Origin of the sequence: Rhizobium sp. TBD182, from assembly GCF_001950375.1 — a bacterium.
Lineage (GTDB): Bacteria > Pseudomonadota > Alphaproteobacteria > Rhizobiales > Rhizobiaceae > Agrobacterium > Agrobacterium tumefaciens.
In genome coordinates, this window is sequence record NZ_BDLN01000005.1 from 46,622 (window position 1) to 61,686 (window position 15,065).

The following is a 15,065-nucleotide window of genomic DNA, read 5'->3' on the forward strand; positions in this document are numbered from 1 at the left end:
AGAACTGCGCCGCCCACATCTGGTGCTGGCCAACTTCGGTGGTGATGAAGGTCTCGCGCCCCTTCGATGCCTCGTAAAGACGCTGCAATGCATATTGCGGCATGATGACATCGTTGGAATTTTTGTAGGCAAAGGAGTTGCGGGCGCGCCAGCGCTCGATCTGCAGCCACCAGTCCGCGGTCTGCGCTTTTTCCGGCTTCTTAGGCAAAGCGCGCCACAGGCGAACCATATCTTCCAGAACATGGCTGACGTCGCCAATGATCGGAACGTCGACGCGCACGGTCTTGTTGATCGAAGACGGATCGATATCGACGTGAATCTTCTTGGAATTCGGCGAAAACGCATTCAGGCGCCCGGTAATACGGTCGTCGAAACGTGCGCCGATGCAGACCAGCACGTCGCAATCATGCATTGTCATATTGGCTTCGTATGAACCGTGCATGCCCAGCATGCCGAGCCAGTTCTTGCCGGAAGCCGGATAGGCGCCGAGACCCATCAGCGTCGAGGTGATCGGGAAACCGGTCAGCTCTACCAGTTCGCGCAGCAGCCGTGTCGCTTCCGGGCCGGAGTTGATGACGCCACCACCGGTGTAGAAAACCGGCTTCTTTGCCTTAGACATCAATTCGATGGCCGCGTGAATGGCGTTGAGATCGCCCTGAACCTTCGGCTTGTAGCTCTTCTGCTGAATGGCGGCGGAAGGCGGCGTATAGGTGCCGGTGGCGAACTGGATGTCCTTCGGAATATCGACGACGACGGGGCCGGGACGACCGGTCTGTGCGATGCGGAAGGCCTCATGGATGATGCCCGCCAGTTCGTTGACGTCCTTTACCAGCCAGTTGTGCTTGGTGCAGGGGCGCGTAATGCCGACGGTATCGCATTCCTGAAATGCGTCGGAGCCGATCAGCGATGTCGGAACCTGGCCAGAAAGGCAGACGAGCGGAATGGAATCCATCAGCGCATCCTGCAGCGGGGTGACCGCATTGGTGGCGCCGGGACCGGAGGTAACGAGCATGACACCGACCTTGCCGGTGGAGCGGGCATAACCTTCGGCAGCATGGCCGGCACCCTGCTCGTGACGTACGAGAATATGCTGAATGTCTTCCTGCTGGAAAATCTCGTCGTAGATCGGAAGCACGGCACCACCAGGATAACCGAAGATGTGCTCGACGCCGTTGTCCTTCAGCGCCTTCAGAACAATCTCCGCACCTGTCATGCTATTGCTGTTTTCCGTATTATCCTTATCCGTCATTGCCTGTTTCCATCCCGCTTTGGCTTTGGATATCGAGGAGCCCGAGGGCCTGTTTGAAGACATAAAAAAAGGCCCCTAGAGGAGCCTCGTTCAGCGCATGGGTGCTTTCGCCGGATGGTTACACCATCCTGCCCATGCGCCGTCCCACCACGATAAGTACGTTAAGATTTTTCATGGGCCGGAGTGTTAGCCAGAAAAGCGCCAGTCGTCAACGCATATTGCGGAAAAAATCGGCGTCGGCTTCTTTTATTACCCTTAAGGCGCCAGGGACGAAATTTTCGAACGCAACAGATACACAGGTTGTTAAATATAATCTTTTACAATCAAGGATGCAGATAATGCCCGAACCACCGCGATCATCCGCATGTACCGGGATAAGACGTGAATAGTGACGAGTTTCATAGAGCGTCCCGCATGGACGAAAACGAACGGCGATCCGGCCAGCAGCCGGCTAACCGCATGCTCGGCCGCGTCATCGCCTGTGATGGCGCCCATGCGACAATCGCCGCAGAAACGGAAATCGGCTCAACCGATGTCGCGCAGCTCTGGTCCGTCGGACGCCTGATCTCGATCGAAATGGGAACGAGCCGTGTCGCCGCACTGGTATATGCCATGCGCACGGGCGAAGAACACTGGTCGTCGGACAAGCCGAACCGGCTGCTGATCGACGTGGAACTCGTTGGCGAAGTCTACCGCACCGAAGATGGCAGCGAACGTTTTTCCACCGGCATTTCCCGTTACCCCTACCTGGGCGGGGTCGCGCATCGCATCCGCACGGGAGACCTTTCCAAGATCTATGACAGCGGCAAGCGAGACACATGCGTCATTGGTAAGCTGACGCAGGACGACACGATTGGCGCGGCCATCAACATCCAGCAGATGCTGGCGAAACATTTCGCCGTCGTCGGCTCGACGGGCGTGGGCAAAACCACCGCAGTCTCCCTTCTTCTGAACAAGGCGATCGAGACTGACCCGAAGCTGCGTGTCCTCATTCTCGATCCGCACAATGAATTTGCGGCCGCCTTTCCCGATCATTCTGTCGTCATCGACACCGACACGCTCGACCTTCCCTTCTGGCTGATGCGCCTCGAAGAATTCGCGGAAGTGATTTTCCGCGGACGCAAGCCCGTACCGGAAGAGATGGATGTCCTTCGCGACATCATTCCGGAAGCGAAAAAGGCATTTCGCGGCACAGATGGCTCCGCCGTTCGCCGCACGTCCGACAAGAGCGCGATCACGCCGGATACGCCGGTACCTTACCGCATGGCCGATATTCTCGCCCTCATCGACGAGCGCATCGGGCGGCTGGAAGGGCGCGGCGAAAAGCCGACCCTGCGATCCCTCAAGGGCCGCATCCTCTCGGCCATCAACGATACGCGCTATAACTTCATGTTCTCCAGCAATACGATCAGTGACACCATTCTGGAAACGGTGGCGCATATCTTCCGTATTCCAGGAGAAGGTAAGCCGATTTCGGTTTTCCAGCTGTCCGGTATCCCCTCGGAAGTGGTGAACTCGGTCGTCTCCGTCCTTTGCCGCATGTCCTTCGAACTCGCGGTGCTGGCGCGCGGCTCGCTGCATATGCTTGTCGTCTGCGAAGAAGCGCACCGTTATGTTCCGGCAGACCCTGAGCGCGGATTTTTCCCGACCCGGCAGGCGATCGCGCAGATCGCCAAGGAAGGCCGCAAATACGGTATTTCGCTTGGCGTCATCAGCCAGCGTCCGAGTGAGCTGGACCAGACCATCCTGTCGCAATGCTCGACCGTTTTTGCCATGCGGCTGACGAACGAGATCGACCAGAAGATCATTCTGTCCGCCGTACCGAACGCCTCAACCTCGACCACCAGTTTCCTCTCGTCCATCGGCAATGGCGAGGCAATCGCCTTTGGCGAGGCGGTGGGCGTACCGATGCGCATGCGCTTCGACCGCGTCTCCACGGCAAAATTGCCGAAGGCGAACGGCGCAGTCAGCCATACGCCCCACGAAACGCCTGATACAGTCGATCTGAACACCATCGTCAGCCGCATGCGCGCGGTAGCCAAGCCGGTCATCACCGGCTTCCAGCAAAGCGTCGAAGCGGCCTTCTCCGATATGCAGGAACCGATGTCCGCTCCCAGAGAGGCGGACGACGGCGATCGCTGGAAACGCGAACTGGGGACGGCGGCGACAGAGGGATACGAACCCTACCGCCCCGACATGCTGCCCGGACGCACAACCCTCGCGCCACAGTCGCCCGCAACGGCAACGGATACCAGCGCTGTCAACGAATTGCGCAAAGTCGGCTTCCAGATGCAGGCACAGAGTGGCCCGCCTCCATCAGAGACACGTCCTTCGCTGCGGGAGAGCCTGATGAAAAAGCCGCTAGGCAGCCTTTACCGCAAGGACTGAGCGCGGCCCCTACGGCTGGATACGTGCCCAGTCCGGCCCCATCTGGTTGCGGAACCAGGTCATCTGCCGCTTGGCATATTGGCGGGTCGCGGCCGCCGATTTTTCGATGACCTCTGCCTCACTCATACCGCCAGCCAGCATATCGGCGATCTGGGAAACGCCGATCGCCTTCATCGCTGTGGCATCAGGCGCAAGGTTCAGGGCGAGAAGAGCTTTCACCTCTTCCACAGCACCACTCTCCATCATGGTTTCGAACCGCCGATTGATGCGGTCGTGCAGCACGGGCCGTTCCGGCAGGACCACGAATTTCTCCGCTCGGTCCGGATCAACTATCATCGGACCACTGGCTTTTTGGAACTCCATGATCGACTTTCCGGTCGCCTCCATAACTTCCAGCGCCCGAACGATCCGCTGGCCGTCCCCCGGCTGAAGCCCCTGCGCCATCAAGGGATCGCACCGCGACAGTTCCGCGTGCAGGACCGTTGACCCCTCTTCGATCAGCCGGGCGCGCAGCCTCTCGCGTATGTCGTCAGGAATGGCGGGCATATCGGACAAGCCGCCCGTCAGTGCCTTGAAGTAAAGCCCCGTACCGCCAACGATGACCGGAAAACGCTGCTGCCTGCGCAAATCCACAAGCAGGGCGGAAATGTCCCGCAGCCATTCACCCGTTGAATAGGAACTGCTTGCCGGCACATGGCCGTATAGCAGATGTGGCACGCCTGCCATTTCTTCGTCGGATGGCCGGGCGGTCAGCACCCGCAGCGTGTCATAAACCTGCATGCTGTCGGCATTGATCACGACACCGTTCCGCTCCCGCGCCATACGAAGCGCAAGCGCGGACTTGCCGCTTGCCGTCGGGCCGGTTATCAGGATCGCATCAAAATTCTCATCAAGGTTTTTCATCATGGCTTTCGTTGCCACGCTTATCGCCAATCCGTCAAATCCTGTTCTGACACCGGCCCTCGGCGAAGCGGCCGCCAATGCCGTAAACGCATCCGGTCTCTACTGGCTGGCCGATGGCATCGCCTGCGATATTGCCCTGCCCTCTCGCACCGATGCCGAACAGGCACGTGACGCGATTGCCGGCGTGCTTTCGGGCCAGCCGATCGATATCGTCGTTCAGGAACAGGACAAGCGCCGCAAGAAGCTTCTGATCGCCGATATGGATTCGACCATGATCGGTCAGGAATGCATCGACGAGCTAGCCGCCGAAGTGGGATTGAAGGACAAGGTTTCCACGATTACCGCCCGCGCCATGAATGGCGAAATCGCTTTTGAGCCGGCGCTCCGCGAGCGCGTGGCGCTGCTGAAGGGCCTGCCGGTCTCCGTCATCGATGACGTCATCGAAAAGCGCATCACGCTGACATCAGGCGGCAAGGAGCTGATCGCCACCATGAAGGCGAAAGGCTACTATACCGCCCTCGTTTCCGGCGGTTTCACGGTCTTCACCGGCCGGGTGGCGGCGATGCTGGGGTTTGATGAGAACCGCGCCAATCTTCTCGGCGAGGCCGATGGCCAGTTGGATGGCACCGTTGCCGAACCGATCCTCGGCAAACAGGCCAAGGTGGATGCGCTGAACGATATCGCCGCAAAGCTCGGCATCTCGCCGGACGAGGCAATGGCGGTCGGCGATGGCGCCAACGATCTCGGCATGCTGCATCTGGCCGGCGCGGGCGTTGCCCTGCACGCCAAGCCCGCCGTCGCCGCCGAGGCGCAGATGCGCATCGACCATGGCGACCTGACCGCACTCCTTTACATTCAGGGTTACCGCAAGACGGATTTTGTCGTTCCATGATCATCCGCGAAACATCAAGGCTCATTCTGCGCGAGTGGAAGGAGAGCGACCGCAATCTGTTCCGCGAAATCAACGCCGACGAAAAGGTCATGGAATTTTTTCCCTTCCGCCGCAGCCATGCGGAAGCGGATGCGGTTCTCGAAACCATCAACGGCATGATCCGCGGCAGCGGTTACGGCTTCTACGCCATGGAACTGCGCGAAACCGGCGAGGTTATGGGATTTTGCGGCATATCGCCGGTCATGAACCTCGATCCGCCCTTTCCGCTCGGAACCATGGAAATCGGCTGGCGGCTCGCCACCCGTTTCTGGGGTCACGGCTATGTCACCGAGGCCGCGCAATCGCTGCTCGTCATGGCTTTTGACGAAAAGGAAACGCCGGAAATCGTCTCCTTTGCCGTCCATGACAACCAGCGTTCGACGCGGGTGATGGAACGTATCGGCCTCAAGCGTGACCCGTCACGAGACTTCGACCACCCGCGCGTCCCGGAAGACACCCATCCGCATCTGCGCCCGCATGTGACCTATGCGCTGACGCTTGCGGAGTGGCGGGAACGACGGGCACAGTAGCGCCCTCGCCCGCCAGTTCGGCAATTATTTCACAGCCGCATTTCCGCCGTCGGCAAACAGGGCCGATCCGGCAACGAAGCTCGACATCGGGCTGGAGAGGAAAAGGGCGGCCTGCGCCAGTTCCTCCGGTTCCGCAATGCGCTTCATCGCATGCAGCCCTGCAGCCCACTCCTTCTGGGCCGCATCTCCCGCCATCGGCGTATCGACTCCGCCGGGAAGCAGCGCATTGGCGCGAATTCCCTTGAAGGCGTAGTCGGCAGTAATGCCCTTCACCAGCCCCATCAGCGCCGCCTTGGCGGTGCCATAGGCTGCCATGCCGAGTATGCCGGCGCTGGTGCCGACGAAGCTGGAGATGAAGACGACCGAACCTCCTCCCCGCTTCAACATCGCAGGGATCTGGCTGCGCACGCCGAGAAATGCGGAAGTGAGGTTGGCGGTGATCACGTGATCCCATTCCTCTACCGAAATCTCCGCAAGCGGTTTTGTTGCCCCAACGGCACCGGCATTGTTGACGGCGATATCGAGACCGCCAAAGACGGTCGTGGCCGCATCCGTCAGACGGGCATGGGTTTCCGCAACTGTGACGTCACCCGCCACGGGGTGAACGCGACCGCCGGCCTGGCGAATGGCGGAAGCCACGTCCTCGAGTGCTTTGGCACCACGCGCGTTGATAATGACGGCCGCGCCCTGTTCGGCAAACAGCCTTGCCGTCGCCCGGCCGATGCCGGATGACGCGCCAGTGATGATCGCAACCTTGTTTTCCAATAATTTCATATCCTTGGCCTCCTTTGCCGGAGACCGAGGAATAGAGAGCAAGCCAAACTACAGCCACCCGATTCCTGCCGAACCGGGCGAAAGAAGCTTTACTCCAGCGGCAGCGCCACGACGCGTAGATTGCCCTGTGCATCGGCGACCATCATATGCGCATTCTTGCGACCCTCGGATTTCAGGCCGTTGACACGCACAAGCACGTCGCCCGGAACCTCCATGAAGTCCTGTCCGACCTCGACGATGACATCACCCGCCTTCATGCCCTTCTGTTCGGCCGGCGAACCCTGATCGACGCTGGCGACAAGCACGCCTTCGACGCTTTCGGCAATGCCCTTCTCCGTCCGCAACTCGTTGCTCAGCACTACGAGGTTCATGCCGAGCACGCGCTGCGGCGCTTCGCGCACCTCCGGCGTCTGGTCCTGCGCCTGATCGTCGGAACCGCCCTTGTCATCAGGCACGACCATGCCGCCGTCACCGTCCTCGGCCTGCGGATCGTCGGTTGCGGCCTTTTCATCGGGCGCATCCTGCAACTGGCCAAGCTTTACCTTGACGGTCTCTTCCTTTCCGTCACGGAAGACCACGACATCGACTTCCTTGCCGACCGGGCTTTCCGCCACGATCCTCAAGAGGTCACGCATCTCGTGAATATCCTTGCCGTCGAATTTCAGCACGATATCGCCGGCCTGGATCGGGCCGTTTTCCACCGGGCCACCCTTGGCCACGCCGGAAATCAAGGCACCCTTTGCCGCTTCCATGCCAAGGCTTGCGGCCACGTCGTCGGTAACCGGCTGGACGCGCACGCCGAGCCAGCCACGGCGGGTTTCGCCGAATTGGATGAGCTGCTCGACGATATTCTGGGCAAGTTCCGTCGGAACCGCGAAACCGATGCCGATCGAACCGCCACTCGGCGAAATGATCGCCGTATTGATGCCGATCACCTCACCCTTCATGTTGAAGAGCGGACCGCCGGAATTGCCCTTGTTGATTGCCGCATCCGTCTGGATGAAGTTGTCATAGGGGCCGGCATTGATGTTGCGCCCGCGCGCGGAAACGACACCGACAGTCAGCGATCCACCAAGGCCGAAGGGATTGCCAACGGCCATGACCCAGTCACCGATGCGCATGCTGCGCGAATCGCCGAACTTGACTGCCTTCAGCGGAGCCTTCGGCTCTACCTTCAAAACGGAAAGATCGGTCTTGGTATCAGTGCCGACCAGCGTTGCCTTCAGCTTCGAACCATTCGGGAAAATCACCTCGATGGCGTCTGCGCCCTCAATGACGTGATTGTTGGTGACGATGTAGCCAGCCGGATCGATAACGAAGCCGGATCCCAGCGAACTGACCTTGTCGCCGCCTTCCGGTTTCTGGTTGTCGAAATAATCCTTGAAGAACTCCTGGAAAGGCGAACCTTCCGGCAGTTTCGGCGGCACAGGCCCTTTGCCCTCGGTCTTGACGTTCTGCGACGTCGAAATATTCACCACCGCATCAAGAAGCGGTGCGGCAAGATCGGCGACCGATGCCGGCCCATGGCTCTGCGCCCATGCCGCAACCGGTGCCGAAAGGCTACCCGCCACAAGTGCGAAGCCCGCGACTGCGGCAATTCTGCTGCGAAAAGGCGAAAGAAGGGTCACGGCCATAAGCGTCCTCGCGTTTCAAATCGTCATTCCCTGCATATATCGTCAAAGCATAAGGCGGAATGATGAAGTGTAAAAATACCTTTTCGTGAACAGCACCGGCTGCCTTGCTCACTGCCTACAGCATCGGCGCGAAAACGGATATCCCTTTCCGGGCGCGAGACAACAGGATTTTGCCCCTTTCCGCTTTGCTGCCACCCAGCCATTCGCTCAAAAAGAAAGGGCCGGTTAAAACCGGCCCCTCCAAAATCATTCGATCCGTTATCAATTTGCCGGCGGTGCGGCAGGTGCGGCCGGAGCCGTGGATGGAGCACCGTTGATGTCGTTGAAATAACGGAAGAAGGTCGAGTCGGGAGACAGGACAAGCGTCGTGCCGGTTCCAGACAGCGCGCTGGAATAGGCCGCCATGGAACGATAGAACTCGAAGAAGCTCGGGTCGCGCTGGAAAGCTTCGCCGAAGACCCGGTTACGCTCCGCATCGCCTTCACCGCGCAGGACTTCGGACTGACGCTGGGCATCGGATTCGAATTCCACGACCTGACGGTCGGCAATAGCGCGACGACGCTGTGCCGCCTCGTTACCGCGGGCGCGGATCAGTTCGGCTTCGGCCAGACGTTCCGACTTCATACGCTCGAAGGTCTGCTGCGAGACTTCCTGCGTGAGATCGGTGCGGCGGATACGGACATCCACGATGCTGACGCCAAGCGATTCCGCATCGGGACGCAGATCGTCACGTACTTCCTGCATCATCGATGCGCGCGCATCCGAAAGCGCCGATTCGAAGCCGCGAAGACCGTAGACCCGGCGCAACGACGCGTCGAGACGAGTGCGTAGACGCGATTCCGCCGACATCTGGTCACCGGAGACCGTCTGCCGGAAGCGGCGGGCATCCGTGATGCGATAGACCACGAAGGCATCGACCTCGTAGAACTTGCCGCCGGAAACCTGAACACGGATGTTGTCGTGATCGAAGCGCAGCGCCCGGTTCTCGATATATTGCACCCGATCGGCATCCATGAAGGCGAAGGGCAGCTTGAAATAGAGGCCCGGCGCCGTTTTCACGTCCTGGATCTGACCGAAGCGCACAACGATGGCCTGCTGGCGCTCGGTGACGACGAAGATCGACGAATAGGCCAGGAAAAGCACGGCGGCGAGACCGACGAGAACGGCCGTAAGACGGTTGCTCATATCAGTTGCCTCCCTGCTGTGCCGCGCCCGGATTGCCGCGCATGATCTCGTTCAGAGGCAGATAAGGCACCACACCCTGTTTCTCGTCGATGATGACCTTGTTGGAACCCTTCAGGACCTGTTCCATCGTTTCCAGGAACATGCGCTGGCGGGTCACGTCAGGTGCCGTGCGATATTGATCGTAGATGGAAATGAAGCGCTGTGCCTCACCCTCTGCCTCGTTGACAACACGAGATTTGTAGGCGTTCGCCTCTTCGATGATCTGTGCTGCCTGACCACGTGCGGCACCCAGCTTCTGGTTGGCGTACTGGTTGGCTTCCTGCACGAAGCGGTCCTCGTCCTGCTCGGCACGCTGCACTTCGTCGAAGGCGTCGGCCACTTCGCGCGGCGGCGCCGCGTCTTCGATGGCGACAGCATTGATGGAGATGCCGGCCCCGTATCCGTCCATGGTGGACTGGATGATGGTGCGCACATCCGCCGCGATCGCCTGACGGTTATCACGGAAAATGTCCTGTGCGGGACGACGGCCGACGATTTCGCGCATCGCGCTTTCGGAAACCTGCTGCAAGGTCTCAGCCGGGCTGTCGACGTTGAAGAGGTAGGATTTCGGATCGGAAACCGTATAGAGCACCGAGAACTGCACGTTGACGATATTCTGGTCACCGGTCAGCATCACGCCGTTCGCGGAAGAAGACGAAGCGCGCGAACCGATATTCTGCTGCTGTTCGGTCACCTTGACGATTTCAACCGTCTCGATCGGCCACAGATGGAAATGCAGGCCGGGCATCGAAATCTCATCCTTCGGACGCCCGAAACGCAGCTCCACGCCGCGCTCGTCCGGCTGGACGGTGTAGATGGACTGAATGCCGAGGAAAACCAGAACGACGAGAGCGACGATCGCAATCGCGCCGCCATTAAACCCGCCCGGCAGGACATTCTTGAAGCGGTCCTGGCTGCGCCGGATGATCTCTTCCAGATCGGGCGGGCCGCCATTGCCGCCGCCACCGCCGCGAGGCCGGTTAGGTCCCTGCCCCCATGGGCCGCCACCGCCGCCCTGGTTGTTTCCGCCACCACCGCCGCCGCCCCAAGGGCCGCCGCCGCCATTCTGATTGCTCCAGGGCATCAATACCTCTTTATAAAAGCCTCTCCCGATCCCGTTCGAAAGCGATTGCTCGCGTGCGGCGGGAATATGGACCCGTTATAAGAAGGAGAAGCGTGCGTTTCAACGCAGAGGTGGTAACTAAATACCCAATCAGGGTAAATAGTTCACTTTGACGCGGCTCTGCGCAAATAAGTGGTGAACAGAACCGGATAATTGTCCTTTTCCCCGGCGGGAACGGCATTTTCCTCGATTTTTTCAAAGACGGCGGGATCGATTTCCGGAAAAAAAGTGTCGCCATCAAGCTTTACGGCCACATGGGTGACGGAAAGTTGATCGGCAAACGGCATGGCCTGACGGTAGATTTCCCCGCCACCGGCAACGAAAACCTCGTCCACACCCAGTTCCGCAGCCTTGCTTTTGCCAAGCGCGAGGGCGTCTTCAAGCGACGACACGACATCCACGCCATCAGGCCTGTAATCGGCATTGCGGCTGACGATGATGTGCGGCCGGCCCGGCAATGGACGCTCGCCCACCGAGAGAAATGTCTTCCTGCCCATGATGAGCGGTTTGCCCATCGTCATCGCCTTGAAGCGCTTTAGGTCAGTGGAAAGCTTCCAAGGCATATCGAGGTCGCGGCCGATAACGCCGTTTTCCGACACCGCGACGATGATGGTGATGCGCGGCTCGCTCATACCGCGATCGGTGCCTTGATGGTTGAATCCGCCTCGTAGTTCTCCAGCGTAAAGTCTTCGAACTTAAAGGAGAAGAGGTCTCGTACATCCGGGTTGAGGCGCATCGTCGGCAGGGCCTTGGGGGTCCGCGTCATCTGCAATTTCGCCTGCTCGAAATGGTTGGCGTAGATATGCGCGTCACCAAGCGTATGGACGAAATCGCCGGGCTTCAGCCCCGTGACCTGCGCCACCATCAGCGTCAGAAGTGCGTAGGAAGCAATATTGAAAGGCACGCCGAGGAAAATATCGGCCGAGCGCTGGTAAAGCTGGCAGGACAGCTTTCCATCCGAAACATAGAACTGGAACAGGCAATGGCAGGGCGGCAGCGCCATCTCGTCCACCAGCGCCGGGTTCCAGGCCGAAACGATGTGGCGGCGGGAATTGGGATTGGTTTTGAGGGCCTCGATCAAAAGCGCGATCTGGTCGATGTGGCGGCCGTCGGGCGCCGGCCAGGAGCGCCACTGTGCGCCATATACGGGACCCAGATCACCATTTTCATCGGCCCATTCGTCCCATATGGAAACGCCGTTTTCCTTGAGATAGGCGATATTGGTATCGCCCTTCAGGAACCACAGGAGTTCATGGATGATCGAGCGCAGATGCAGCTTCTTGGTAGTGAGAACCGGAAAACCTTCCGCAAGATCGAAACGCATCTGGTAACCGAAGACCGAACGCGTACCCGTGCCGGTGCGATCTCCGCGGTCGGAGCCGGTATCCATCACATGCCGGAGAAGATCGAGATATTGTTTCATGTGTTCTGCCGCCGATTCCCTGATATCAAGGGAATATAATAACACAGGGCGACAGAACCAATCACCAGCGGGTCGCTTATCCCCGCGAAAAAATCAGAGCGACTGGAGTTTGCCCAGTTCCTTGGCCACCAGATAATAAAACGTCACACGCGACTTGGAGCGGTCTGCGGCCATGGCCTTGGCGGTTGCATCGATCGCCTTGTCGGCGCTGTCATCGGTCACGCCAAGCTTCTTGCCGCACCAGTTCGCCTTCACACGTGCAAGCTCTTCCGGATCGGAAGCGGACACCAACGATGAATCCCGGTTGCGCAGGGCAATGCCGAGATGTTTGACGATCTTGCCGACAATCGCTTCGTCGGCTGCTGCGTCGTATTTCTTCACATCTGCGAGATAGTCAGTCATGTCCACTCCTTCGTGTGTCCCCGGCCCGGTGTTGCTTGTGGTGACCGGTTGTAGGGAGAATGTGTCAGCAATCCCTCGTCGTCAAGAATTGTCTAAATTGTGGGCGGCAAACACGAAATCTTTTCATGGAATTGTCATCGGCCCCTTTTCTCGGCCAAGGGAAACGCCTATATGAACCTTGCCGGGGCAACCCGGCTATGGCGATAAACGGTCGGTGTAATAAACCTATTGGACCCGGGGGCGGTACCCGGCGCCTCCACCAAAAACCGGCGGCTTTTGAAGATGAAGGCCGGCTTTTGATGGGGGCGAAATAGGATCGACAAGGGCGTAAAGATCGAACTTTTGCTCGGCATGATACCGCCGTTATCGGGTCACAAGTGTAGTTGCAAATGACAACAACGCTAAGGAATACGCTCTCGCTGCCTAATGGCGGTGCGGGAATTCCGCTCTAAAGTCCTCACGGTTAGCCCCGTGAGGCGGGGTTCGGAGGTACCTGGCAACAGAAACCTCCACCTTCTCCATTTTGCCTGAATTGGTTATATGATAGCTGACTTGCACACAGCATCGGCTTTTCCGTTGCTGCCGTTCAGGACATTGCGTATACTTGGGTAATGCGTAGCCGCCAGGATCGAAATTGATCCCGGCTTGCGGATTACGCAAAGATTCAAAGTGTTACAGCGTCCTTGGCGCACTTGGTGCGCAGCGCTTTAAAAGACGTTCGAATAAGGGAAAGACAGGACCGCATGGGGCAGGATCATATCCGTTACGACATTCTCGCACAGGATGCCCTTCGCGGCGTTATTCGCAAAGTTTTGGGTGAAGTGGCCGCAACCGGCCGCCTGCCCGGCGACCACCATTTCTTCATAACATTTCTGACCGGCGCGCCCGGTGTGCGGATTTCGCAGCACCTCAAGTCCAAATATGCCGAGCAGATGACCATCGTCATCCAGCATCAGTTCTGGGACCTGAAAGTGACGGAGATCGGCTTCGAAATCGGCCTGTCCTTCTCGGATACGCCGGAAAAGCTGGTTGTTCCCTATAACGCCATCAGAGGTTTCTACGATCCTTCGGTCAATTTCGAGCTTGAGTTCGATGTGCCCCTGGCAGACGAGGAAGAGCTGGAAGAGGCCGAAATCACCGCCTATCCCGTTTCCCATGAGGCAAAGCCGGCTACAACGTCCGAGACGCCCAAGTCCGGCGAGGAAAAGAAGGAAGGCTCTGTCGTTTCTCTGGATGCCTTCCGCAAGAAGCAATAACGGCTTTTTGCCCGACCGCGCGAAGCTCAAGGAGACATATCCGCATGGCCGCCGATATCGTCAATCTGCGTCAGTTCCGGAAGCAGAAAGCCCGTAGCGAAAAAGAAAAACAGGCGGATCAGAACCGCCTGTATTTCGGTCGCACCAAAGCGGAAAAAAACCTCACATCGGCCCTAAACGAAAAAGCCGAAAAGGCGCTCGATCAGGGGCGGCTTGAAAAGGACGACGACAGGACCGACAGGGATTGAAGAGCCGGCCTGCCCGGGCAAGCTTTCGGAAGACCGGAAAAAACACCGCTAAAAAGAGGCTTGCAGGCGCGACATGATTCAGATTCCCAACCGGACCAGCCGGAGAGATTGATCTGATGATCCGCAAGCACTCCACGACATTGCACGGCCACCGCACCAGCATTTCACTCGAGGATGCCTTTTGGGACGAGCTTAAAATCATCGCCGAAAAGCGCAAGATCAGTTTCGCCGCCCTGCTTGCGGAAATAGACGACAACCGGCCAGCCGACAGCAATCTGTCCTCATCCCTTCGGGTCCATGTACTGAATTGGCTGAAGAGCAGGTGAGCTTGCTGCAAGGTGGCATCGAAAGATGACACTGCAGCGGCGCGCATATGCGCCGGCTCATATCCAGCCATTCTCCGACTACAAACATTCTTGCCGAAAACTCATAATGTCGTGAAAGCATTCATTAAACATTAGCGCGCTAATTTGTACTGCAAGGCGCTTCAGTACTGCGTAGCCTTGCTTCCAGATTTTGTTTTTCAAGCTTTTCCTTTTCATCCGCACGCCACGAGGCGACCCATGGTTTCCGCCGCTTCGGGAACGAGCATCGCTGTTTCCGTCCTCTCCTCTTCATCCACCTCGTCTTCAAGCGTTGCCGAACTGAAATCGCAGATTGCCGAAAAGCAGTCAGAACTCGCCCAGACCTCCGAAGCGAAAGCACAGGAAGAACTGAAGAGTACTATTGTATCACTGCAAGCGCAGCTCGAGGCACTCGAAAACAGCTCCGACAAATCGGCTTCCTCAAGCAACAGCGCGGACAAGCCCAGCCTGTCGGGGGAAAGCAGCAGGATCGGTACCAAGAATTTTGATGCCGACACGCCCTTCGGCGAGCGTGAAGCCTGGATTTAACAGGCTAACGGATAATTTTGGCAAAGTGGTCGAAGCGGCAGCTGTCCGGACCGCGTCAAAATTCGCCCTGAGACACGGGCTCTAACC

At 58.6% G+C, this 15,065-nt stretch carries 16 protein-coding genes and 1 other RNA gene; 8 read left to right on the forward strand and 9 right to left on the reverse strand.

The genetic code is table 11. The annotated features are described in order from the left end of the window. Window positions 1–1,249, reverse strand: a 1,249-nt coding sequence (ilvB, locus tag T18_RS16185) for a biosynthetic-type acetolactate synthase large subunit (protein WP_323455234.1), incomplete at its 3' end; no start/stop codon positions are given. Between the two features lie 381 nt (window positions 1,250–1,630). On the opposite strand from ilvB, the gene T18_RS16190 reads away from it, so the two are divergent. After that, window positions 1,631–3,637: an ATP-binding protein gene (locus T18_RS16190; RefSeq protein ID WP_075807732.1), complete on the forward strand. Its 2,007-nt coding sequence runs from the start codon at window positions 1,631–1,633 to the stop codon at window positions 3,635–3,637. Window positions 3,638–3,646: 9 nt separating this feature from the next. Here the strand turns inward: T18_RS16190 and miaA are convergent, their stop codons facing one another. Further along, window positions 3,647–4,543: a tRNA (adenosine(37)-N6)-dimethylallyltransferase MiaA gene (miaA, locus tag T18_RS16195; protein ID WP_038491535.1), complete on the reverse strand. Its 897-nt coding sequence runs from the start codon at window positions 4,541–4,543 to the stop codon at window positions 3,647–3,649. Here miaA and serB point away from each other — a divergent pair. Both serB and T18_RS16205 read left to right on the forward strand, forming a co-directional pair. After that, window positions 4,542–5,432, forward strand: coding sequence for a phosphoserine phosphatase SerB (gene serB, locus T18_RS16200; RefSeq protein WP_038491538.1), 891 nt, complete (start codon window positions 4,542–4,544; stop codon window positions 5,430–5,432). The genes miaA and serB overlap by 2 nt on opposite strands. Further along, window positions 5,429–6,001 (forward strand): GNAT family N-acetyltransferase, encoded by a 573-nt coding sequence (locus tag T18_RS16205; RefSeq protein WP_003513109.1) that lies wholly within the window; start codon window positions 5,429–5,431, stop codon window positions 5,999–6,001. The genes serB and T18_RS16205 overlap by 4 nt, the downstream gene beginning before the upstream one ends. 24 nt (window positions 6,002–6,025) lie before the next feature. On the opposite strand, the gene T18_RS16210 is transcribed toward T18_RS16205, so the two are convergent. The 7 genes from T18_RS16210 to T18_RS16240 form a co-directional block, all read right to left on the reverse strand. Further along, window positions 6,026–6,775, reverse strand: a complete 750-nt coding sequence (locus tag T18_RS16210) for an SDR family oxidoreductase (RefSeq protein ID WP_038491541.1) — start codon at window positions 6,773–6,775, stop codon at window positions 6,026–6,028. Between the two features lie 89 nt (window positions 6,776–6,864). Then, window positions 6,865–8,409 carry a Do family serine endopeptidase gene (locus T18_RS16215; protein WP_038491544.1) on the reverse strand — a complete coding sequence of 515 codons (1,545 nt, stop codon included), beginning with the start codon at window positions 8,407–8,409 and terminating at the stop codon, window positions 6,865–6,867. Between the two features lie 261 nt (window positions 8,410–8,670). Beyond that, on the reverse strand, window positions 8,671–9,594 hold the full coding sequence (gene hflC, locus T18_RS16220) for a protease modulator HflC (RefSeq protein WP_003513118.1): 924 nt from the start codon (window positions 9,592–9,594) through the stop codon (window positions 8,671–8,673). Between the two features lies 1 nt (window position 9,595). Beyond that, window positions 9,596–10,717: an FtsH protease activity modulator HflK gene (gene hflK / locus T18_RS16225; protein WP_003513120.1), complete on the reverse strand. Its 1,122-nt coding sequence runs from the start codon at window positions 10,715–10,717 to the stop codon at window positions 9,596–9,598. 143 nt (window positions 10,718–10,860) lie between these two features. Next, window positions 10,861–11,388 (reverse strand): dihydrofolate reductase, encoded by a 528-nt coding sequence (locus T18_RS16230; RefSeq protein ID WP_019565314.1) that lies wholly within the window; start codon window positions 11,386–11,388, stop codon window positions 10,861–10,863. Beyond that, window positions 11,385–12,179, reverse strand: coding sequence for a thymidylate synthase (locus T18_RS16235; protein ID WP_013636479.1), 795 nt, complete (start codon window positions 12,177–12,179; stop codon window positions 11,385–11,387). Before T18_RS16235 ends, T18_RS16230 begins: the two co-directional genes overlap by 4 nt. Before the next feature lie 93 nt (window positions 12,180–12,272). Next, complete coding sequence (locus tag T18_RS16240; RefSeq protein ID WP_003513125.1) at window positions 12,273–12,581, reverse strand: DUF2853 family protein; 309 nt, start codon at window positions 12,579–12,581, stop codon at window positions 12,273–12,275. A gap of 141 nt (window positions 12,582–12,722) precedes the next feature. Here T18_RS16240 and ssrA point away from each other — a divergent pair. The 5 genes from ssrA (at window position 12,723) to T18_RS16265 (ending at window position 14,978) form a co-directional block, all read left to right on the forward strand. Beyond that, window positions 12,723–13,095: a transfer-messenger RNA gene (gene ssrA / locus T18_RS16245) on the forward strand. A gap of 229 nt (window positions 13,096–13,324) precedes the next feature. Further along, window positions 13,325–13,837 (forward strand): SspB family protein, encoded by a 513-nt coding sequence (locus tag T18_RS16250; protein WP_003513127.1) that lies wholly within the window; start codon window positions 13,325–13,327, stop codon window positions 13,835–13,837. Between the two features lie 44 nt (window positions 13,838–13,881). Then, complete coding sequence (locus tag T18_RS16255) at window positions 13,882–14,085, forward strand: DUF4169 family protein (RefSeq protein ID WP_038491548.1); 204 nt, start codon at window positions 13,882–13,884, stop codon at window positions 14,083–14,085. Window positions 14,086–14,201: 116 nt separating this feature from the next. Then, a complete protein-coding gene (locus T18_RS16260; protein WP_003513131.1) occupies window positions 14,202–14,411 on the forward strand; it encodes a ribbon-helix-helix domain-containing protein in 210 nt (69 codons plus the stop codon). 237 nt (window positions 14,412–14,648) lie between these two features. Then, window positions 14,649–14,978 (forward strand): hypothetical protein, encoded by a 330-nt coding sequence (locus T18_RS16265; protein WP_038491552.1) that lies wholly within the window; start codon window positions 14,649–14,651, stop codon window positions 14,976–14,978. Window positions 14,979–15,065 lie beyond the last annotated feature (87 nt).